This is a genomic window from Cupriavidus sp. GW821-FHT07C08 (genome assembly GCF_059419025.1).
This window is the reverse complement of the sequence record NZ_JBWKQZ010000001.1, coordinates 329,703-350,238: the sequence shown is the minus strand read 5'-3', so window position 1 is coordinate 350,238 and position 20,536 is coordinate 329,703. Positions and strand designations below refer to the sequence as shown.

At 66.9% G+C, this 20,536-nt stretch carries 22 protein-coding genes and 2 tRNA genes; 12 read left to right on the top strand and 12 right to left on the bottom strand.

What is annotated here, in order from left to right:
- The first annotated feature begins 68 nt into the window (after positions 1-68).
- Positions 69-1,172 carry a mandelate racemase/muconate lactonizing enzyme family protein gene (locus tag AC07UK_RS01705; protein ID WP_436221937.1) on the top strand — a complete coding sequence of 368 codons (1,104 nt, stop codon included), beginning with the start codon at positions 69-71 and terminating at the stop codon, positions 1,170-1,172.
- On the opposite strand, the gene AC07UK_RS01700 is transcribed toward AC07UK_RS01705, so the two are convergent.
- Entirely contained in the window at positions 1,157-2,023 is an 867-nt protein-coding gene (locus AC07UK_RS01700) for a c-type cytochrome (RefSeq protein WP_494685367.1), read from the bottom strand. The two genes, AC07UK_RS01705 and AC07UK_RS01700, sit on opposite strands and share 16 nt — an antisense overlap.
- Before the next feature lie 41 nt (positions 2,024-2,064).
- Complete coding sequence (locus tag AC07UK_RS01695) at positions 2,065-3,615, bottom strand: serine hydrolase (RefSeq protein ID WP_494685368.1); 1,551 nt, start codon at positions 3,613-3,615, stop codon at positions 2,065-2,067.
- A gap of 356 nt (positions 3,616-3,971) precedes the next feature.
- On the opposite strand from AC07UK_RS01695, the gene AC07UK_RS01690 reads away from it, so the two are divergent.
- A complete protein-coding gene (locus AC07UK_RS01690; protein ID WP_436221934.1) occupies positions 3,972-4,190 on the top strand; it encodes a hypothetical protein in 219 nt (72 codons plus the stop codon).
- A 213-nt stretch (positions 4,191-4,403) separates the two neighbouring features.
- Here the strand turns inward: AC07UK_RS01690 and AC07UK_RS01685 are convergent.
- Together AC07UK_RS01685 and AC07UK_RS01680 are read right to left on the bottom strand one after the other, a co-directional pair.
- Positions 4,404-4,490: transfer RNA gene (locus tag AC07UK_RS01685), tRNA-Leu, on the bottom strand.
- 103 nt (positions 4,491-4,593) lie between these two features.
- A complete protein-coding gene (locus AC07UK_RS01680; RefSeq protein WP_494685369.1) occupies positions 4,594-5,499 on the bottom strand; it encodes a LysR family transcriptional regulator in 906 nt (301 codons plus the stop codon).
- 120 nt (positions 5,500-5,619) lie between these two features.
- Here AC07UK_RS01680 and AC07UK_RS01675 point away from each other — a divergent pair, with 120 nt between their 5' ends.
- Positions 5,620-6,444 carry a substrate-binding domain-containing protein gene (locus tag AC07UK_RS01675; RefSeq protein ID WP_436221932.1) on the top strand — a complete coding sequence of 275 codons (825 nt, stop codon included), beginning with the start codon at positions 5,620-5,622 and terminating at the stop codon, positions 6,442-6,444.
- A 59-nt stretch (positions 6,445-6,503) separates the two neighbouring features.
- Here the strand turns inward: AC07UK_RS01675 and AC07UK_RS01670 are convergent.
- From AC07UK_RS01670 to AC07UK_RS01645, 6 genes are all read right to left on the bottom strand, one after another.
- Positions 6,504-6,590, bottom strand: a tRNA-Leu gene (locus tag AC07UK_RS01670).
- A gap of 113 nt (positions 6,591-6,703) precedes the next feature.
- Positions 6,704-7,516: a MetQ/NlpA family ABC transporter substrate-binding protein gene (locus tag AC07UK_RS01665; protein ID WP_479946699.1), complete on the bottom strand. Its 813-nt coding sequence runs from the start codon at positions 7,514-7,516 to the stop codon at positions 6,704-6,706.
- Positions 7,517-7,719: 203 nt separating this feature from the next.
- Positions 7,720-8,040 carry a type II toxin-antitoxin system PemK/MazF family toxin gene (locus tag AC07UK_RS01660; protein ID WP_114131003.1) on the bottom strand — a complete coding sequence of 107 codons (321 nt, stop codon included), beginning with the start codon at positions 8,038-8,040 and terminating at the stop codon, positions 7,720-7,722.
- Positions 8,034-8,282, bottom strand: a complete 249-nt coding sequence (locus AC07UK_RS01655; RefSeq protein ID WP_436221930.1) for an AbrB/MazE/SpoVT family DNA-binding domain-containing protein — start codon at positions 8,280-8,282, stop codon at positions 8,034-8,036. Before AC07UK_RS01655 ends, AC07UK_RS01660 begins: the two co-directional genes overlap by 7 nt.
- A gap of 166 nt (positions 8,283-8,448) precedes the next feature.
- Positions 8,449-8,853, bottom strand: coding sequence for a VOC family protein (locus AC07UK_RS01650; RefSeq protein ID WP_494685370.1), 405 nt, complete (start codon positions 8,851-8,853; stop codon positions 8,449-8,451).
- 117 nt (positions 8,854-8,970) lie between these two features.
- Positions 8,971-9,645: an SGNH/GDSL hydrolase family protein gene (locus tag AC07UK_RS01645; RefSeq protein WP_494685371.1), complete on the bottom strand. Its 675-nt coding sequence runs from the start codon at positions 9,643-9,645 to the stop codon at positions 8,971-8,973.
- A 136-nt stretch (positions 9,646-9,781) separates the two neighbouring features.
- On the opposite strand from AC07UK_RS01645, the gene AC07UK_RS01640 reads away from it, so the two are divergent.
- Positions 9,782-10,258 (top strand): SRPBCC family protein, encoded by a 477-nt coding sequence (locus tag AC07UK_RS01640; RefSeq protein ID WP_436221927.1) that lies wholly within the window; start codon positions 9,782-9,784, stop codon positions 10,256-10,258.
- Positions 10,255-11,736: a DHA2 family efflux MFS transporter permease subunit gene (locus tag AC07UK_RS01635; protein WP_436221926.1), complete on the top strand. Its 1,482-nt coding sequence runs from the start codon at positions 10,255-10,257 to the stop codon at positions 11,734-11,736. Before AC07UK_RS01640 ends, AC07UK_RS01635 begins: the two co-directional genes overlap by 4 nt.
- 25 nt (positions 11,737-11,761) lie before the next feature.
- Here AC07UK_RS01635 and AC07UK_RS01630 read toward each other — a convergent pair whose 3' ends face one another.
- Positions 11,762-12,031 carry an acyl-CoA-binding protein gene (locus tag AC07UK_RS01630; RefSeq protein WP_011615505.1) on the bottom strand — a complete coding sequence of 90 codons (270 nt, stop codon included), beginning with the start codon at positions 12,029-12,031 and terminating at the stop codon, positions 11,762-11,764.
- Positions 12,032-12,161: 130 nt separating this feature from the next.
- On the opposite strand from AC07UK_RS01630, the gene tsaB reads away from it, so the two are divergent.
- The 4 genes from tsaB to AC07UK_RS01610 are packed head-to-tail and all read left to right on the top strand — an operon-like array spanning position 12,162 to position 15,445.
- The gene (tsaB, locus tag AC07UK_RS01625; RefSeq protein WP_494685372.1) at positions 12,162-12,920 is read left to right on the top strand and encodes a tRNA (adenosine(37)-N6)-threonylcarbamoyltransferase complex dimerization subunit type 1 TsaB; all 759 of its coding nucleotides are present in this window, start codon (positions 12,162-12,164) and stop codon (positions 12,918-12,920) included.
- Entirely contained in the window at positions 12,917-13,477 is a 561-nt protein-coding gene (gene rimI, locus AC07UK_RS01620) for a ribosomal protein S18-alanine N-acetyltransferase (protein ID WP_436221924.1), read from the top strand. Before tsaB ends, rimI begins: the two co-directional genes overlap by 4 nt.
- Positions 13,474-14,331, top strand: a complete 858-nt coding sequence (locus AC07UK_RS01615; RefSeq protein WP_436221923.1) for a uracil-DNA glycosylase — start codon at positions 13,474-13,476, stop codon at positions 14,329-14,331. Before rimI ends, AC07UK_RS01615 begins: the two co-directional genes overlap by 4 nt.
- Complete coding sequence (locus AC07UK_RS01610) at positions 14,306-15,445, top strand: DUF1853 family protein (RefSeq protein WP_436221922.1); 1,140 nt, start codon at positions 14,306-14,308, stop codon at positions 15,443-15,445. The genes AC07UK_RS01615 and AC07UK_RS01610 overlap by 26 nt, the downstream gene beginning before the upstream one ends.
- 39 nt (positions 15,446-15,484) lie before the next feature.
- On the opposite strand, the gene lplT is transcribed toward AC07UK_RS01610, so the two are convergent.
- Positions 15,485-16,804 (bottom strand): lysophospholipid transporter LplT, encoded by a 1,320-nt coding sequence (gene lplT, locus AC07UK_RS01605; RefSeq protein WP_436221921.1) that lies wholly within the window; start codon positions 16,802-16,804, stop codon positions 15,485-15,487.
- Between the two features lie 570 nt (positions 16,805-17,374).
- On the opposite strand from lplT, the gene alr reads away from it, so the two are divergent.
- The 3 genes from alr to AC07UK_RS01590 all read left to right on the top strand — a co-directional run bounded on the left by alr (position 17,375) and on the right by AC07UK_RS01590 (position 20,520).
- Entirely contained in the window at positions 17,375-18,496 is a 1,122-nt protein-coding gene (alr, locus tag AC07UK_RS01600) for an alanine racemase (RefSeq protein ID WP_494685373.1), read from the top strand.
- A 95-nt stretch (positions 18,497-18,591) separates the two neighbouring features.
- Entirely contained in the window at positions 18,592-19,953 is a 1,362-nt protein-coding gene (gene radA, locus AC07UK_RS01595; protein WP_035815442.1) for a DNA repair protein RadA, read from the top strand.
- 3 nt (positions 19,954-19,956) lie between these two features.
- The gene (locus tag AC07UK_RS01590; RefSeq protein ID WP_494685374.1) at positions 19,957-20,520 is read left to right on the top strand and encodes a GNAT family N-acetyltransferase; all 564 of its coding nucleotides are present in this window, start codon (positions 19,957-19,959) and stop codon (positions 20,518-20,520) included.
- Positions 20,521-20,536: the final 16 nt, after the last annotated feature.

The window sequence follows — 20,536 nt, the reverse complement described above, 5'->3', positions numbered from 1 at the left end:
TGAACTCTGCCCGGCATCGCCTTATGCGATGCACGGGCGGACTGCGGGTAGCGGAAGGAGGGCGCGCCATGAAGATCGCAAGCATCGAAGCCATCGTCCTGCGCGTTCCGTTCACGGTGGGCGGCGTTTCCGCCGCGGGCGTCTGGGGCGGCGCCGGGATGCAGGCCGCCGACTCGCTGCTGCTCAAGGTGACGACCGACGACGGGCTGGTCGGCTGGGGCGAGACCTTCGGATTCGTGGGGATTCCGGCGGTCAAGGCTGCCATCGAACAGATGCTGGCACCTGCCTGCATCGGCCGGGACGCAACCCAGATCGACGCCATCGGCCTGGACCTGCAGCGCAGGTTCCATGTCTTCGGGCGCAGCGGGGCCATCTTCTACGGGCTGTCCGCGCTCGATATCGCCCTGTGGGACCTTTGCGGCAAAGCGGCCGGGTTGCCCGTTCACCAGCTGCTCGGCGGCGCGCGGCGGGACCGCCTGCCTGCCTATGCCAGCCTGATCCGGTATGCCGATCCCGCAACGATGGCGGTCAACGTCAGGCGGGCCATCGCCGATGGCTACCGGAGCCTGAAGCTGCATGAGGTCGACCTGACGGTCATCCGCGCCGCGCGCGAAGTGGCAGGCCCGGATATCGAGATCACGCTGGATACGAACTGCCCGTGGCCGCTCCATGAGGCCATCGACATGGCGCGCGCGCTGGAACCCTTGTCGCTACGGTGGCTGGAAGAGCCCCTGTGGCCGCCGGAGAACTACGCCGGACTGGCCGCCCTGCGCCAGCAGTGCGCCATCCCGGTCGCCGCCGGCGAGAATGCCACCACGCTGATGGAGTTCCAGCACCTGCTCAGCGTGGGCGCCGTCGATGTGGTGCAACCCAGCCCGGCCAAGATGGGTGGCATCAGCGCCTTGCGCAACGTCTTTGCGCTGGCCGAGGCGCACAACACGCAAGTGATGGTCCATACCTTCTATGACGGTCCGGGGCTGCTGGCCAGCATTCACGCCACGGCAGCGCTGGGGGATGCCGCGGCCATGATCGAATGGCGCTACTTCGACATGGACGCGCAAGTGCTTGGCGATGCCGTGGTGCCGCGCGATGGCATGATCGCGGTACCCGCTGGCCCGGGCCTGGGCATCGACCCGGATCCGGAGGTCATTCGGCGCTATCGCGTTGCGTGAGCTGGCGCAGCCGCCTTGCGTCCGGCCATATGACGTAGGTACGCCAGCAGGTCCTTCAAGTCCGCGTTGGACAGCGTCTGTTCGTCGATGGCCGACATGCGCGAGTTAGGCCACCAGCGCAATGACTGCGGGTCACGGATCAGCTTGGCCAGCTTGTCGTCGCCCAGGTACTCCACCGGGTTGTACGGCACGTTCAGGTCGGGGCCGAGGTTGGCATCGCCGACCCGGTTGAGTGAGTGGCACGAGAAGCAGACGCGCTGGAAGGTTGCGAAGCCGCGCATGACCGGTCCATCGGCAGGCTGGCCAGCGGCGGGCCGGATGGCTGCATAGCGCTCGGCGGGCGACGCGGTGATGTCGATGCGCACGATGCTGTAGGTCCAGTGACTCTCGTTGATCGCCGCGGCGGCGCGCCCGGATGGCACGGTCCAGATCAGGCGGAACGGGCCGATGTCCTGGTCCTTGAGCCTTGGCCACGGCGCGGCGGGATTCTCGACCGCCAGCCACGCGCGTGGGCCGTCGGCGCGCTCGGCCAGCAACAGGCGCATCGGCAAGTGGGCAACATAGCCATCGCTGGCCGCGGTCGTGGCACTGGCGCTGTCGTTGACCGGCATGCCCCGCAGCAGGGCTGTCAGGGGGATGGCCTTGAACGTGAGGCGGCGCTTCAGGTTGTCGTCATCCACCGTCACCTCGGCCAGGCGCGGATCGCGCAGCAGTTCGTCGCGGGTCCAGCTGCGCTGCTGCGTGCCTGCCGAAATGGTCAGGGTCGCCGGATCCGCGGCGCACGCCGGACCTGCCAGGAACGCCAGGGCGCAGCCAAGCGCGCCAACGGCCTTTGCCAGCCAGCTACTCATGCGTCATTCTCCTGGTTGAATTGGCCCGGCAACTTGCAGTACTAGCGGACAAACATGCCCAAGCCTTCGTGGTCGTAATACTCCAGCCACACGCGGTCGCTGGAGAACGCCGCCTGCGAGATCGTGCCGGGCGTGGCGTTCTCGTTGTCGAGCGTAAAGGTGAAGACGTCTCCGTCCCAGTGGCTCAGCGGCAGCACCAGCGGGGTGGCGCCCAGCGTCATCACCAGCGTGCCGCCCTGGTCGGCGACCTGCAGCGGGCCGTAGTAGTCGTTCTGGTAGGTGCCGGTGTACGCTGACAGTGCGCGCGCCGGCAGCGGATTGGCGGGGCGCGGCTGGCCGACCAGCCGGCCTTCCGGCGCCAGCAGCGGCGCGAATGCGTCGCCGTAGATCTTGCCCCAGTCGCGGCGGATGGTGCCGAATTGCACCAGGTCGAAGAACTGTGCGCTCAGGGTTTCCGGAACGCCGATGGGCTGCGCGTTGGTCAGCGTCACGATGGCCAGGTTGAGCGCCGGCAACGCGGTGAAGTTGGTGGCCGCGCCGGACACGAAGGCGCCGGAGTGGTTGTAGGAGGTCAGGCCAAGCTCGGTGGTGCCGACATTGAAGCCATAGCCGTAGTAGCCGGCAGGGCGTCCGTCGACGGGCGGGCTGCTCTGCATCTGCTGGCTCAGCGTGGGGGCCAGCGCGGCGGCGTCGACCACGCGTTGCCCGGCGAACTCGCCCTTGGCGAGCAGCATCGCCAGCCATTTCGCCATGTCGTTGACCGAGGCACTGACGCCGCCGGCGGGAGATTGCGCATCCGGCATCCGGCCAGCGCCTTGCACCCAGTTGCCATTGACTCTGACGTGGCCCAGGGCGCGATTGTCGCGTGCTGCAAAGTCGGCGTAGCGCGAACTGGTGCGGGTCATGCCCAGGGGTTGGTAGATGGCTTGCTCGGACAGCGCGGCCCAGTCGATCCCGGCCGCGGTGGCGACCGCCTCGGCGGCGGCGGTCAGGCCAAAGTTGGTGTAGGCGTAGACCGCGTGGAACGGATGCAGCGGCAGGTAGCGCAGTCGCGTCAATACTTGCCGGCGGTCGTACCCCATGTCTTCAAGGAGGTCGCCGCCGTGGTCGGGCAGGCCGGAGCGGTGGGCGTAGAGGTCGCCGATGGTGACGGCCTGCGTGACCTCGGCGTCGGACAGCGCAAACCAGGGCAGGTGCGCGCGCACCGGCGTATCCCAGCCGATGCCGCCACGGCCGACCTGGCGTGCCACCACGGTGGCGCCGACGGATTTCGACACCGATGCCAGCTGGAACACGGTGTCGGCATCGACCGGCGCGGGGTCGGTCACCAGCCGGCGGCCGAAGCCTTTGGCGTAAACGGTCTGGTTGCCGCGCACCACGGCGACGGCCATGCCCGGCACGCGGGAACTGGCCATCAGGTTGGCGGCCAGCTTGTCGAGCTGGGCAATGGCCTGGGTGATCCGGGATTCGGGAACTGGCTCGGGAGGGTTGGGCGGATCGTCATTGCCGCCGCCGCAGGCGGGCAGGGCGGGGATAAGCAGGCCGCCCAGCGCGGCTCCGAGGAAATGGCGACGCTCTTGCAGTTTGCCCACGGTAGTTCTCCGTAGTGATTTTTGTCAGGCGGCCCGGCCGCGCCTTTGGATAGGAATACTACGCGATCGATGGCGGAGTGGCGAATGCGAAACGTCTTATCGTCGCACTATCGCGGGGGCGGGAAACTGCAAGCCTCACCGAAGGGTTCGGTGAGCGGGGGTGACAACCCGGCAAAGCAACAATGACCAGATAAAAAATCCGCGAGCAGGCCGTTTTCCACGGCGGGCCGGGCGGGGCAGCCTTATGGCTGGCCGGTTTTCCGTCACTGTTGCACCGGCAATGTCACCCCCGTTGTCTGGCCCGCCACCTTCTTCATACTTAGGCAGGCGGGCGTTCTCAAAAGGAGAAAAGCGCGATGCAAATGTCTACCCATCACCCTGCAGGATCCCGGCATATCGTGCCGGCCGGCACGATCGACTCCCTTGAGCAAATCAGCGCTGGCCTCAGTGCTCTGCTGTTGCTGGTTGAAATCGAGAGCGAGCGTTCGGAGGGTTGCCACAACGTGTATTCGCTGTTGGCAATGGTGAAGGCGCAGCTGGACCAGACGGCGGCAAAGCTGTGCGCGGATGAATGACGAGTCCGTCGAGGCAAAACAAAAAGCCCGCACTTTCGTGCGGGCTTTTCGCTTTGAAACCTTGGTGCCCAGGAGAGGACTCGGTCACCCAGGCGCGACTCCGGGCAACGCTTGCAAGCGTTGCCTTTTCTCGTCCTCGCGGGAAGTCCTCAAGGACTTCCCTTCCCGGGCTGAAACGAAGAAAGGCTCGCTTGCGTGAGCCTTTCTAAATATTGGTGCCCAGGAGAGGACTCGAACCTCCACAGTGTTGCCACCGCTAGGACCTGAACCTAGTGCGTCTACCAATTCCGCCACCTGGGCAAGGTGAGCGCCGGATTTTACAGCGCGCTGCGGATTTTGCAAGTCCCTCGGCCGGCTTTGGCGCAAGAAATCCAGTTGAGATGCAGTGGGCCACTGTTGCTGGTCAATCGGCGGACATTTCAGCGTCAGAGGTGAGGATGTCAAACAGCACCTTGGCCGCAGGCTGCAACGCCCGGTCGCGACGGCGTATCAGCGCCAGGACACGGTCCACGGCAGGCTCGGTCAGCGCGATGGCGCACAGGCGGGGATGATCGCGTGGCAGTGCCAGGCCCGGCAGCACGGCCATGCCGAGGCCGGCTTCCACCAGCGCCAGCACGCCAACCACGTGGTTGGCTTCGTAATAGATGGTCGGGCGCTGTTCAAGATGGGCGATGGCATTCTCGATCAGGGCGCGATTGCCGCTTTGCCTGGACACGCCGGCCATGCGCTGCCCCGCCAGGTCCGCCCATGCGACCGACTTGCGATCGGCCCAGGGATGGTCGCGCCGCAACACCAGCAGATAGGGCTCGGTACGGATCGGGCGGAACTCGATATTGGGTTCCTGGGAACCCATGAAGTTGAGCCCAAAGTCCGATTCGCCCGACAGCACGCTGGACAGCGCCGCGTTGGCGCTTTCGTCGATCACGCGCACGCGCACGCCAGGATGACGCGCTGCAAACACGCTGATGGCATCCGGCAGCAGATGCGCCGCGGCAGACGGTATCGCCGCCACCGTCACCAGCCCGCGCCGGAGCGCAGCTTCGTCACCAAGGCGGAACACGGCGCTGTCGAGAATATCCAGCGCAGTCCGCGCTTCCTCCAGGAACTGCCTGCCGACGTGTGTCATTTCCACGCGGCGGGTGGTGCGCTCGAGCAGGCGTGAGCCGAGCGTCTTTTCAAGCTTGTCGATCCTGCGGCTCAGCGCGGGTTGCGAGATATGCAGGGCCTCGGCGGCCACCCGGAAACTGCCTTTCTCCGCCGTGGCGATAAATGCCTGCAAATCCTCAAGTGCGAAATTGATGCGTGACATGCATGAAATCATCAGAACATTGCAATTCACAGAATAGTGTTATGCGAATACTCTGGCAATGCAGAAGAACGAAGAAGACTGGCGCTCTTACGGCGCCAGCAACGAAATCTTGGAGACGAAATGAAGCTGACCGCCCTGGCCGCCAGAAAGGCCGCACTGGTTTTCCTGGTATGGCTGGCCGCGCCCGCCTGGGCAGACGATATCCGTGTGATTACCTCGGGCGGTTTCACTGCGGCATACCAGCAACTGGTGCCGCTGTATGAAGCCGCCACGCAGGACCGGATCATCACCGCCTATGGCGCGTCGATGGGCAATGCACCCGATTCCATCCCCAGCCGGCTGGCACGCGGCGAGACCTTTGATGTGGTGATCCTGGCGGACTCGGGTCTCGACAAGCTGATAGCGGAGGGCAAGGTGGCAGCGGGCAGCCGGGTGGACCTGGCTCAGTCGCTGATCGGCATGTCGGTCCGCAAGGGCACGCCCAAGCCCGATATCAGCACCGTGGAGGGCCTGAAGCAGACCTTGCTCAACGCTAAATCGATTGCGTATTCAGCCAGCGCCAGCGGGACTTATCTGTCCGGTGAATTGTTCCAGCGGCTCGGCGTCGCGGACCAGATCAAGGACAAGGCCCGCAAGATCAACAGCGAGCGCGTCGGCGCCGTGGTGGCCCGAGGCGATGCGGAAATCGGCTTCCAGCAAGTCAGCGAGCTGCTGCCGTTCAAGGAGCTGGATTTCGTCGGCCCGCTGCCAGCTGAACTGCAGCAGCGGGTTTTCTTCTCCGCCGGGAGGGTGGCGGGCCACCAGAGCGCGGCGGCTTCGCGGTTTGTAAAGTTCCTGGCGTCCCCGGCGGCAGCCACGATCGTGCGAACGACCGGGCTGGAGCCGGTTGCCACGCCGCTGCCGCCGCCGGCGCCCCCGGTCCTGGGGCAGCCGGAAAAACGCTGAGCCGCTTTAATACGGGCTGAAACGAAGAAAGGCTCGCTTGCGCGAGCCTTTCTAAATATTGGTGCCCAGGAGAGGACTCGAACCTCCACAGTGTTGCCACCGCTAGGACCTGAACCTAGTGCGTCTACCAATTCCGCCACCTGGGCAAGGTGAGCGGCGCATTTTACCGAAGGTTCACAAATTTGCAAGCACCGCCGGCGGGCATGCGCAGCATCGCTGGCCGGACTGCGCTACGGCGATCCGGATGTGCCACGGGCAATCAGAACGACGGCACCATCGCGCCCTTGTACTGTGCCTTCATGAACTGGCGCACGTCTTCAGACTGGTACGCTGCCACCAGCTTCTTGACCCACGGCTTGTCCTTGTCCTGCGTGCGCACGACGATGATGTTGGCGTACGGGCTGTGGATGTCTTCCAGTGCGATCGCGTCCTTGGTCGGCTGCAGGCCGGCGGCGAGCGCGTAGTTGGTATTGATCACGGCGGCGCTGACATCGGGCAGGGCGCGGGCCAGCTGGGCGGCATCCAGTTCCACGAGCTTCAGCTTCTTCGGGTTCTCGGCCACGTCCAGCGGGGTGGCGTTGACACCGTTGGTGCCGGCGCCTGCCTTCAGCTTGATCACGCCTTGCGACTGGAGCAGCAGCAGCGCGCGGTTCTCATTGGACGGGTCGTTGGGCACGGCCACCTTGGCGCCTTGCGGCAGGTCCTTCGGCGACTTCAGGTTCTTCGCGTAGATACCCAGCGGCGAGATATAGGTGTAGCCCACGCTCTGCATCTTGTAGCCGCGCTGCTTCACCTGGCTGTCCAGGTAGGGCTGGTGCTGGAAGCTGTTGGCGTCCAGGTCGCCGGCATCCAGTGCGGCGTTGGGCTGCACATAGTCGTTGAACTCAACGACCTTCACGTTCAGGCCATTGCGCTTGGCCACCTTCTGGACGACTTGCCAGACCTCGGCGTCAGGGCCGCTGACGGTACCGACGCGGATGGTCTGTTCCTGGGCCGACGCGCTGCCGGCGGCGATAAAACCAAGGGCGGACACTGCGACCGCCAGACGCTTGATGAGAGACGTGCTGCGCATAGGAGTTCTGGAGATATTCTGGTTATGTGGCGAGTGAGACTGTCGCCTGGGCAGGGATCGCCTGACCGGGGCGAGGGCCACAGATTAACGCAATTGCGTCCAGATGGCGCAGCGGGAATGAATCTGGCGTCTATTTCTTTTTCATATGCTTATGAATCCAAATGACGCCAGATTGCCGGCATTAAATGCTTCTGTGTCACGGCTCAGTCCGCAAAGACTTCGCGCAATGTCCGCAAGGTGTCTTCAACGATCCTGTCGCTCAGGCCGCCGGCCCGTTTGACCAGCCGGGACTTGTCCACGGTCCGGAGTTGGTCCAGCAGGATCAGGCCAGTCTTGCGCTGGAAGGTCACCGGCACGCGAAACGGTGCCGGCCTGCTGCCGGTGGTCATTGGCGCCACGGTGACGGTGCGCAGGTAGTCGTGCATTTCCGGCGGCGAGAGGATGACGCAGGGGCGTGTCTTCTCGATCTCGCTGCCGACGGTCGGGTCAAGCGCAACCAGCCAGACGTCGCCGCGCGCTACCATTTCAGCTCCGCGTCGTCGGTGTTGGGGAAGTCGCCCAAAACCAGGGCGTCGTCAGCGGCCGCGGCGATGGCCTGGCTGGCTTCCGCCCAGCCTTGCCGCGGTGCTTGCTTGGGGCGCCGGAGCACCAGCGCGTCATTTACGATTTCCATTTCCACTTCATTCTCCAGACCTAGCTGCGCCAGGATTGCCTTGGGGATCAGGACACCTTGTGAGTTGCCCATCTTGCGGATCGTCGCTTTCATTTCTTGTCCCTCATGGTGGTGACCAGTTTTGGTGGCAGCACAATGTTATTACAACGGGGGCGTCAAGGAAACAGGCAAGCGCGATGCCGCATGGAAATGTGACATCCTGGCGACGTCAGGAAAACGCGAATAGTCCGAAAACTAGCGCACCGCCGGCGCCACTGGCTCAGCCGGCCACCGCCCCATACCCCTGACCCTTCCACTCGATAAAACACAACCCATGCCCGAACGGGTCTGACAGCGTTGCCTGCCGCCCCCAGTCAAAGTCCTGCGGCCAGTCCTCGATCTCGGCGCCGGCTTCCAGCGCGCGTTCGATGGCCTGTTCCAGGTTGGCGACGACAAAGTCGAGGTGGACCGGGGTCCAGTGGCGGCGGTAGTCGAGCCGGGTGTCGGCGCGGGTGGGGCGGGTGCCGGCGGGCTTGGCGAGCAGGTAGATCGGGGTATTGCCGCCCAGCATTTCGGCAACGGTGCCGTCGAACAGCTTGCGGTTCAGCCTCAGGCCAAGCCCCTGCGCGTAGAAGTCGATGCCGCGCGGCAGATCGTCGACATCGATATTGATCAGCAACTCCATGACAGCCTCCTGGCGGCGTTCCGTGTGAGAGCGGCCGCATTGTGCGCCGGGTCTCCTGACACCTGCTGTCAGGAGTGATGTTTCAGCCGGCCGCAAGCAGGTGCCAGGAACGGCGCGCTAGCCGCGCAACAACTGCCGCACGACCGGGCGCAGCGCGTCGCCAAGTGCCAGGTGCGCGTCGGCATCCAGGTGCACGCCGTCGACCTCGCTGCTCTGGATCACGGTGCCGGCGTCGAACAGCGGACAGCCCAGTTGCGTGCAGGCCTCGGCCACGGCTTGCGGCAGGCCCGTCCACTTATGTTCGCCGCCGGCAAACTTGGGCGCCAGCGGGCCGCGCGGGGTGAGGATCGGGGGTGGGGTGACGACCAGCACCGGCGGCACCGGCATGCCAGGCTCGATCGGCGCGCTACGGATGGCCTGCACCAGCGTGGCGATGCCCTGGGCGGCGTGCCAGGCGTTGTGCGGGTGCATCGACTGAAAATCGTTGTTGCCCAGCATCAGGACCACCAGTGCCAGCGGCGAGTGGATTTCAATGCGCTGCGCCAGCCCCTGCAGGCCGTTGCGGCCGGGTTTGAAGGGATCGTCCCAGACCGTGCGGCGGCCGTTCAGGCAGTCTTCGATGATGCGCACCGGGGTGCCGCCGTCGGCGTTCAGGCCCAGCTCCAGCCGGCCGGGCCAGCGCACCGGGAACGGCAGGCGCCGGCGCGTGCCGGGCACGATGCCCCATGACAACGAGTCGGCGTAGACAAGGATCTCCAGGGGATCGGTTTCGGCCAGCGGCGCGGCGCTCATGCGGGACTCCAGTTGGCGTGGATTTTGGTCGATAAAGGGCAATGGGCCCGTGTCAAGCCATGTTGCACCGCGCAGACAAAAAGGTCTCCCGAACACGCGGAGACTTCATAATATCGAATCATTGCAGACACGGAGAATGAAGTTGCGTTTCGAGCACTTGGTTGAGATCAACGATCCGGGCAATCCTCAACTGGATCCGCTGACGCCTGACCAGCTCTGGCAAGGGCTGGTGCTGCGCGCCGAGTCGCCCGAACTCTTCGTGCTGGGGCTGGACCGCGCCGAGGTAGTCGGCCGCGGCGACAACTGGATCGATCGCGTGCTGCATTTTGGCGAGGCGTCGATCCAGGATCATGTGGTGTTCGAGCCGCGCCGGCAGGTGCGCTATGAAACCGCGGCCACGGCCGAGCATGCCGGCGGCACGCTCACCATGGCGATCGAGACCCCGGGCCCGGGCGCGCTGCTGCTGCGCTTTGTCTACAACACCACCATGCCGGCGGTCGACGCCAGCGGCGATGACCGCTACGCCGAGATCGTCAAATCCGCCTACCACGAGTCCGATATCGACACCGTGCGCAAGATCCGCGAGATCGCTGACACCGGACGGCTGGGGTGAGCGAGGGCTCCGCCACGCCGGAGGGTTCCGGCCAGCGGCCGGGTCTGCCGACCCGGCTGGCGCTGCGTGAGCGCTACGGCGAGCGGCTGCGCTGGCTGGTGCTGGTGACGCTGATGCTGGGCACGATCTCGTCGATCGTCTCGTCCACCATCATCAACGTAGCGATTCCGGACCTGAGCCGGCACTTCGTGCTGGGGCAGGAGCGCGCGCAATGGGTGGCGGCCAGCTTCATGATCGCGATGACGCTGTCGATGCTGCTGACGCCCTGGCTGCTGAATCGCTACGGGCTGCGCCGCACCTTCCTGGGGGCCTCGCTGCTGCTGGGCGCGGGCGGGTTCTTCGGCGGCTTTTCACCGACCTACGGCGTGATGATCGCGATGCGCGTGGCCGAAGGCATTGCCGCGGGCATCATGCAGCCGCTGCCCAATATCCTGATCCTGCGCGTCTTCGAAGAGCGTGAGCAGGGCAAGGCGATCAGCATGTTCGGCTTTGGCGTGGTGCTGGCGCCGGCGCTGGGGCCCAGCCTGGGTGGTTTCCTGGTCGAGGCCTTCGGCTGGCGCTCGATCTTCTTCGTGGTGGTGCCGCTGACGCTGATTGGCGTGCTGATGGCGCGGCGCTTCATGGCGGTGGACTCGATCATGATGGGCGAGCGCCAGCCGCTGGACTGGCGCGGCCTGGGCCTGGCCGGCATTGCCACGGTCAGCCTGCTCAACGGCGTGGTCGAGATGCGCGAGAGCGTGCTGGCGGGCCTGGCGTTGTCGGGCTTTGGCGTGCTGATGCTGGTGGCGTTCGTGCTGTGGCAGCTGCGCGCGGCCTATCCGCTGATGAACCTGCGGCTCTACAGCTACCGGCAGTTCGCGGCCGGGGCGGTGGTGGCCTTTATCTACGGCGCGGGGCTGTTCGGCTCGACCTACCTGCTGCCGATCTATATGCAGATGGCGCTGGAATACACGCCGTCGCGCGCGGGCCTGGTGCTGTTCCCGGCGGGCGTGGTGCTGGCGCTGACGATTGCCGTATCGGGGCGTTTCACCCACAAGATCGCGCCGCATGTCCAGGTGTCGTTCGGGCTGGCGCTGCTGTCGCTGTCGTTCCTGCTGATGGCGCTGGGCTCGCGCGCCACGCCTTATCTGGTGCTGGTGGCACTGGCGGTGCTGGGGCGGATCGGGCTGGGCTGCATCCTGCCGTCGCTGACGCTGGGGGCAATGCGGGGGGTGGACTTCACGCTGATCGCGCAGGGCTCGAGCTGCATCAACTTCCTGCGCCAGCTGGGCGGCGCCATCGGCGTGAGCCTGGCCGGCGTGGGGCTGCAATGGCGGCTGGCGGAGCACGGCGCGGTGCTGGGCCAGGCCGGCGACGCCGCCGTGCAGGCAGCGCGCATCCGGGCCTTCGATGAAACCTTCCTGGCGGTGGGCGTGGTGATCGCCAGCGCGATGTTCGCGGCGTGGCGGATCCGGCCGCGGCCGGTGCCGGCGGCCTGAAGCCGCCGGGCCTGGCTGCGCCGGCTTAGCTGGCTGCGCCGCTGCGCAGTTCTTCCACCAGCGCGATGTACTGCTCCATCGCCTGTTCGCGCGCGGTGCCGCGCAGGGCTTCCCAGGCTTCAAACTTGTAGCGGCCGACAAAGTCGGTCATGCCAGGCTTGTCGCCGTGGGCATCGCCTTCGCTGCCTTGCTTGAACAGGGCGTACAGGCGCAGCAGGGACATATTGCTGGGGCGCTCGCTCAGTTGCTTGACGTCGATCTGGGCCTGGTCGAAGCGTGCCTGCAGGTCGCTCATGGGGGTTCCTCCGTAGGTGCTGTCTGGATTGCGAAAGTGCAGGCCGATGATAGCCGCCCGGCGCCGCCGCGCCGTCCGTATAAAACCGAAGAAGCCCTCGATTCCGGGCGTCACCGGATACAATCGCGCCATGTCCTGGATTCTTGCTGTTGAAACTTCTACGGAGTGGTGCTCGGTTGCGCTCGGACGTGCGGTGCCGGGTGCCGGAGTCGAGTGCCTGGTGCGCCATGAGCACACTGGCGCACGCTCGTCGGCACGCGTGCTGCCGGCTGCCGGCGAGCTGCTGGCCGAAGCCGGCATCGCGCTGGCGGACTGCGCTGCGATTGCCTTTGGCGCCGGCCCGGGCTCGTTTACCGGCCTGCGCACTGCCTGCGGCGTGGCGCAGGGGCTGGCCTTCGGCGCCGGGCTGCCGGTGGTTCCGGTCAATACCCTGATGACCTGCGCCGAGCGCGCGCGGGCCGCCACCCCGGCGCTGCCGGACGATACCGCGGTGCTGGTGGCGCTGGACGCGCGCATGGATGAAGCCTATTCCGCTGCTTTCCGCTGGCATGCCAGCGCGCGGGAATGGGCGGAAGTCACGCCTATGCAGGTCAGCGCGCCGGAAACCGTGCCGCTGCCCGCCGGCGAATTCTGGCTGGCCGGCAACGCAGCCACCGTCTTCGGCGAGCGGCTGGCGGGCCTGGCGCGTGCCGCGCGCGTGCTGCCGGAGGCGATGCCCCATGCGCAGCCGATGGTCGCGATTGCGCTGCGCGCACTGGCGCGCGGCGAGGCCATCGACGCTGACCAGGCCATGCCGATCTACCTGCGCGACAAGGTCGCGCAGACCATCGCCGAACGCGAAGCCGCCGCTGCCGCCCGTGCCGCGGCCCAGGCCGGGAGCGCATCGTGAGTGCAGCCTATCCGCTCGATCACCGCAACGAGTGGCCGGCCGTGCCCGCCATGCCGGCGCTGCCGGACGGCTGGGCGCTGGGCCGCATGAGCGCGCTTGACCTGGAGGCCGTGGCGGGCATCGAGGCGCGTGCCTACAGCCATCCGTGGACCCGCGGCAATTTCGAGAACTCGGTCAAGTCCGGGCATCTCGGCCTGACGCTGCGCGACCCGGTGGGCACGCTGGTGGCCTATGCCGTGCTGATGCCGGTGGTCGATGAAATGCACCTGCTCAATATCACCGTCGAGCCGCGGCGCCAGCGCCAGGGGCTGGGGCGGCTGATGCTGGCGGTGGTGCTGGCCACCGCGCACGCGCACCGCATCCATACCATGCTGCTGGAAGTGCGGCCGTCCAATACCGGGGCGATCGCGCTGTACCAGGCGGCGGGATTTGCCGAGATCGGGCGCCGCAAGGGCTATTACCCGGCCCTGGGCAGCAAGCGCGAGGACGCGCTGGTGCTGCGCCGCAGCTGGCCGGCGGCGGCCGCCGCCAATGAAGGCACGGAGGGCAGGGCATGAGCCGCCGCGCACAGTTCCTGGAAGTCCTGGGCATCCCGACCGAATGGGTGCCGCGCGAGCGCGCGGATGCGCAGGCAGACGCCGCGCCGGAGGCGGCCGTGGCGCAGGCAGCGATGCCTGTTGCCGAGGCGCCTGTGGCCGAGTTTGCCGCAGTGGTTGCGGAACCCGCCATGCCGGTGCCGGCGCCGGTGGCGCCGCCTGTCTCCCGGACACCGGTTGCGCCTGCCCTGGTCCCCGCCGGTCCGGAACCCGGCTCGGCGCAAGCGGGGCGCGAAGCTGCCATCGCCAGCATGGAATGGCCGGCGCTGGACGCCGCCGTGGCAAGCTGCACCGCCTGCGGCCTGTGCCAGAACCGCACCAATACCGTGTTCGGCGTGGGCGACCGCCAGGCCGAATGGATGCTGGTGGGCGAAGCCCCCGGCGAGAACGAAGACCTGCAGGGCGAGCCCTTCGTGGGCCAGGCCGGCAAGCTGCTCGACAATATGCTCGGCTCGCTCGGGCTGGCGCGCGGGCGCAATGTGTTTATCGCCAACGTGCTCAAGTGCCGCCCGCCCGGCAACCGCAACCCGGAGCCCGAGGAAGTGGCGCAGTGCGAGCCGTTCCTGCGCCGCCAGATCGCGCTGGTGAAGCCCAGGGTGATCGTGGTGCTGGGCCGCTTTGCGGCGCAGTCGCTGCTGCGCACCACCACGCCCATCGGCAAGCTGCGCGGCACCGTACATAGCTATGAAGGCATCCCCGTGGTGGTGACCTACCATCCGGCTTACCTGCTGCGCACCCTGACCGACAAGGCGCGCGCCTGGGAAGACCTGTGCCTGGCCAGGGAGGTTCATGACCGTGCGGGAGCTGGGGCCTGATCTCTCCCTGACCCGCGGCGGCGACGGCAACAGGCCGTCGGGCCCGCCGCTGTGGCGCCGCGCCGCGTCGGCGCGCACGCGCGACCTGGCCTGGACCACGCTCTCGCCGCCGCTGCTGGCGGCGGTGCCGGGCGCGGCCCCGGCACGCTGGCCCGCCGGCACGCTGGCCGCCTGGCAGCGCTGGCTGGAAGCCGCGGACCCCGCCACGCTGCCCGCCACCATCGACGAACTGGCTGACGGCCACGCCGCCCCCTCCGCCGACGATCCCGACCAGGACCCCGCCAGCCGCAGCCTGCGCCTGGGCCGCCATGCCGAGCGGCTGCTGCATTTCGCGCTGCGCCATATGCAGGGGCTGTCGCTGCTGGCTGCCAACGTGCCGGTGCGGCGCGCAGGGCGGCAGGGTATCCGCACGCTGGGCGAGCTGGACTTTATCTGGCGCGAGCAGGCGTCGGGCGCGGTGGTCCACTGGGAGATGGCGGCCAAGTTCTACCTGATGGCGCCTGGCGTCAGCCAGGTGCCGCGGGCGCAGGATTTCGTCGGCCCGAACCTGGTCGACCGCCTTGGCGACAAGCTGGGCCACATCGTGCACCGCCAGCTCCCACTTGGCTGCACCGCGGAGGCACAGGCCCTGCTGGGACATACGGTGGACCGCAGCGAGGTCTACCTGCTGGGGTGGCTGTTTTATCGCGATGGCCGGATGCCGCCGGGGCTGGATGCGCTGGGCATCGCGCCAGACCATCTGCACGGCTGGTGGTCCACGCTCGACGGCTGGGCCGCCCGCGCAGCCGCGCGGCCCGGCTTGCGCTGGTGCCGCCTGCCGCGTACCGGGTGGTTATCGGGCGCGCTGGTGCCAGAATCCGGCACGGAAGATGTCGGCGCACTGCATGCGATGCTGGCGCAGCGCTTTGCCGACCCGCGCCATGATCACGGCTGGCGGCGCGAATCGCCTGTGATGCTGTGTGAACTGGAGCCGGCCGGGCCAGAGGCGCCGGGCTGGTGGCGCGAATGCTCGCGCGGGTTCGTGGTGCCGCCGGGGTGGGAAGAGCGGGCGCTGGCGCGGGCGGCGGAGCCGTCCAGGCCAGGGCAGCAGGCCGCGCCGGGCGACACGCCCTGAGCCGCCCGCGCCGGGTGCAGGCAGGGCGCGGGACAGACCCTAGTGGTGCTTGTCCTCGCCGATCATCGCCAGTGAGTTGAAGGTGCGCACGTTGTACTTGTGCAGCTTGAGCACCAGCCACATGGTCACGCAGATAAACAGGCCCAGCGCGATGATGACCACGCCAATCGGCACGTTCAGCTTGATCAGCAGCGCGTACAGGCACAGCATCAGCAGCACCGAGACGTTCTCATTGAAGTTCTGCACCGCGATGGAGTGGCCGGCCGACAGCAGCACGTGCCCGCGGTGCTGCAGCAGCGCGTTCATCGGCACCACGAAGTAGCCCGACATGGCGCCCACCACCATCAGGAACACATAGGCGATGGCCATGTACAGCGGCATATGCATGCCCAGCACGTCCAGCGTGACATGGGGCATCGCATCCTTGGTGTAGAACGCCATGATCATCACGGTGGCGCCCATGGCCACGCCAAAGGGCAGCACCGACAGCGACTTGCGCAGCGGGATGCGCGCCGCGGCCAGGATCGCGCCCACGGCCACGCCCACGGCCACCACGGCCTGCAGCAGCGCGCCCTGGGACAGGTTCAGCCCCAGCGACTTCTCGGCCCACTTCAGCACGATGAACTGCAGCGTGGCGCCCACGCCCCAGAACAGCGTGGTCACCGCCAGCGAGATCTGGCCCAGCTTGTCGCGCCACAGCGCCACGAAGCAGTCGCCGAACTCTGCGATCAGCCTGATCGGGTTCTTTTCCTGCGCCGGATAGCGGGCGCCGGTATCGGGGATAAACAGGTTGAAGACTGAGGCGACCACGTAGAACAGCATGATCACCACCATCGCGGCTTCGGCCGGGGTGTCGATGCCGGTGTTGATGAGGGGGACGTCAAAGCGCAGCAGGAGGCTGGAGATATGCACCGAGATCAGCGCGCCACCCACCACGGTGCCCAGGATGATCGAACCCACCGTCAGCCCCTCGATCCAGCCATTGGCCATCACCAGTTTCTCTGGCGGCAGCAGTTCGGTCAGGATGCCGTACTTGGCCGGCGAGTACGCGGCCGCGCCGAATCCCACCACGCCATACGCCAGCAACGGGTGCAGCCCGAACATCATGATGGCGCAGCCGACCACCTTGATGGCGTTGGTGATGAGCATCACCCGCCCCTTGGGCATGGAGTCGGCAAAGGCGCCGACGAAGGCGGCGAGGACGACGTAGGAAAGAACGAAGAACAGCTTGAGCAGCGGGGTCATCCACTGCGGGGAATGCAATTCGGTGAGAAGGGCGATCGCGGCGATCAGTAAGGCGTTGTCGGCCAGCGAAGAAAAAAACTGCGCGGCCATGATGGTGTAAAAACCCTTCTTCATGCTGTCGACTTTTTCTCCATCGCGAACTCCGCTCAGGCTGGGCAGGCTAGCGCCCACCGGGGAGGCCATGGTTTGCAGGGAACCTTGTGCCGCGGCCGTGTCGAATTGTGTCTGAGGTGCTGCGCTGCGGCGTCTTGAGGCTTGCCTGACAGTCATTGACATAATGCTTCGCTTTTAGAACATGGCCGGAGCGTCCGGCTTTATATCACGAAAACATGACATTCCCGAACCCCGGCAAGGGCTCTTTTTGACAGCGGATTGCCGTGCCGATTCCCCAATGACCCCCGGCAACGGCATCCGAATGTGTTCAAATAACGACTGCGATCGCGACCAGCCGACCGGGTCTTCCCTGATCTGGTGCGTGGTCGAACCGATATGGTGACTGGGATACAAGGGCGTGCCAATTCCGCACATTCCCGCATGCCAGTCGCCGCAACATGCTGCTGTACACCGACAGGTGACGTTTGCGCCATCGATACTGAGACAGAGCCGTCCTTCCAGCGCCCGCGCCGGCCGCCCATGCCGCCAGCGCCGCCTGCCTGCTCGTCCGCTTCCTGAGATGTGACTCCCATGCCAAGACCCATCCACGCTGTCATCCATCAACCCGCCCTGGCCAACAATCTCGACATCATCCGCCGCAAGGCGCCGGATTCGCGCATCTGGGCGGTGGTCAAGGCCAATGCCTACGGCCACGGCATCCGCCGCGTCTTTGCTGCGCTGCGGGGTGCCGACGGCTTCGGCCTGCTGGACCTGAACGAGGCCGTGCTGCTGCGTGACCTTGGCTGGCAGGGCCCGATCCTGCTGCTGGAGGGCTTCTTCCAGCCGCAGGATGTTGCCGTCATCGAACAATACCGCCTGACCACCGCGATCCATTGCGACGAGCAGCTGCGCATGCTGGAAAGCGCACGCGCCAAGGGGCCGCTGGCCATCCAGCTCAAGCTCAACACCGGCATGAACCGGCTCGGCTTCCATCCGGCGGATTACCGTACCGCCTGGGAGCGCGCCCGCGCCATGCCCTGTGTGGGCAGTATCGTCCATATGACGCATTTTTCCGATGCGGATAGTGCCCGAGGTGTCGCCCACCAGATCGAGGCGTTCGATGCCGCCACGGCCAACCTGCCGGGCGAGGCCAGCCTGTCGAACTCGGCCGCGGTGCTGTGGCACCCGCAGGCGCACCGCGCCTGGGTGCGCCCCGGCATCATCCTGTACGGCGCCTCGCCGACCGGGAGCGATGCCGATATTGCCGGCACCGGCCTGCAGCCCGCCATGTCGCTGCACAGCGAACTTATCTCGGTGCAGGACCTGCAGCCGGGCGATACCGTCGGCTACGGCTCCTTGTTCACCGCCGAGCGGCCGATGCGCATCGGCGTGGTGGCGTGCGGCTATGCCGACGGCTACCCGCGCCACGCGTCGGGCTGGGGCGAGCAACGTGCGCCGGTGCTGGTCGATGGCGTGCGCACCGAACTGGTCGGGCGCGTGTCGATGGACATGCTGTGCGTGGACCTGACCCCGTGCCCGAAGGCCAAGGTCGGCAGCCCGGTCACGCTGTGGGGCCAGGGCCTGCCGATCGACGAGGTGGCGCAGGCCAGCGGCACGGTGGGCTATGAGCTGATGTGCGCACTGGCGCCGCGCGTGCCGACCTCGGTGGCGACGATCACGGCTTCGGACAGCGCCGCGCCTGCCGTGGCCTGATCCGGGGCGTTGGTGCGGGCGCAGGCCCGCGCACTTACCATCTGCCGGCCGGGCCACTTGTGGGCCCGGCTCGTTTTTTCCTCCAAGGACATCCGTTGGCCAAGACCAAGACTGTCTATACGTGTACCGAATGCGGCGGCACCACGCCGCGCTGGGCCGGCCAGTGCCCGCATTGCCAGCAGTGGAACACGCTGGTTGAGACGGTGGCCGAGTCCGCCGCGAACAAGCGCTTCCAGCCGCTGGCCGCCTCGGCCACGGTGCGCAAGCTGTCGGAGATCGATGCCGCTGACGTGCCGCGCTTCTCCAGCGGCATCGATGAATTCGACCGCGTGCTGGGCGGCGGCCTGGTGTCTGGCGGCGTGGTGCTGATCGGCGGCGATCCCGGCATCGGCAAGTCCACGCTGCTGCTGCAGGCCCTGGCCAACCTTGCGGGCCAGCGCCGCGTGCTCTATGTCAGCGGCGAAGAATCCGGTGCGCAGATCGCGCTGCGCGCGCAGCGGCTGGGCGTGGAAAGCCCGTCGCTGGGGTTGCTTGCCGAAATCCAGCTGGAGAAGATCCAGGCCACGCTGGAAGTGGAAAGGCCCGAAGTCGCGGTGATCGACTCGATCCAGACGCTGTACTCCGAGGCGCTGACCTCCGCGCCGGGCTCGGTCGCTCAGGTGCGCGAATGCGCGGCGCAGCTGACGCGCATTGCCAAGAGCAGCGGCATCACCATCATCCTGGTCGGCCATGTGACCAAGGAAGGCAGCCTGGCGGGTCCGCGCGTGCTGGAGCATATCGTCGATACGGTGCTGTATTTCGAGGGCGATACCCATTCGTCGCACCGGCTGATCCGCGCCTTCAAGAACCGCTTCGGCGCGGTCAATGAGCTGGGCGTGTTTGCCATGACCGAGCGCGGCCTGCGCGGCATCAGCAATCCGTCGGCGCTGTTCCTGTCGCAGCACGAAGAGACCGTGCCGGGCTCGTGCGTGCTGGTGACGCAGGAGGGCACGCGTCCGCTGCTGGTCGAGATCCAGGCGCTGGTCGATACCGCCCATGTACCCAACCCGCGCCGGCTGGCGGTGGGCCTTGAGCAGAACCGGCTGGCGCTGCTGCTGGCGGTGCTGCACCGGCACGCGGGCATTGCCTGCTTTGACCAGGACGTATTCCTGAACGCGGTGGGCGGCGTCAAGATCACCGAGCCCGCCGCCGACCTCGCGGTGCTGCTGTCGATCCATTCATCGATGCGCAACAAGCCGCTGCCGCGCGGCCTGGTGGTGTTCGGCGAAGTCGGCCTGGCCGGCGAGATCCGCCCCAGCCCGCGCGGGCAGGAGCGCCTGAAGGAAGCCGCCAAGCTGGGCTTTACGATCGCCGTGATTCCCAAGGCGAACGCGCCCAAGCAAAAGATCGACGGGCTCGAAGTGATCGCGGTGGAACGCATCGAGCAGGCCATCGACCGCGTGCGCCATCTGGACTGAGCCATGGACGACGGCATCGCCTTCGAGGCCGAACGCCTGCGGCTGCGCCAGTGGCGCGAGGCGGACTATGCTCCGTTTGCCGCGCTGAATGCCGATGCGCAGGTGATGCGCTATTTCCCTGCGCCGCTGACGCGTGTTGAAAGCGATGCGATGGCCGACCACTGCCGCAGCCTGATCGCAGCGAAGGGATGGGGCGTCTGGGTAGCGGAGCGCAAGGCGGACGGCGATTTCCTGGGGTTTGTCGGACTGCACGAGCCCACCGCGGCGCTGCCGTTCGCGCCTTGCGTGGAGATCGCCTGGCGCCTGGCGCGGCACGCCTGGGGCAGCGGCTACGCGACCGAGGCGGCACGCGGCGCGCTTGCCTGGGGCTTTGAGCGGCTGGGGCTGGATGAGATCGTGTCCTTCACGACACTCGCCAATGCCCGCTCGCGGGCGGTCATGGAGAGGCTCGGCATGCGCGAGGATGCCGTGGGCTTCGAGCATCCCGCATTGCCGCCAGGGCATCCGTTGCGGCCCCATTGCCTGTACCGTTTGCCGCGCACGGCGTGGCAGGCAGCCGGCGCGTAGCACCCCTGCGTCAATC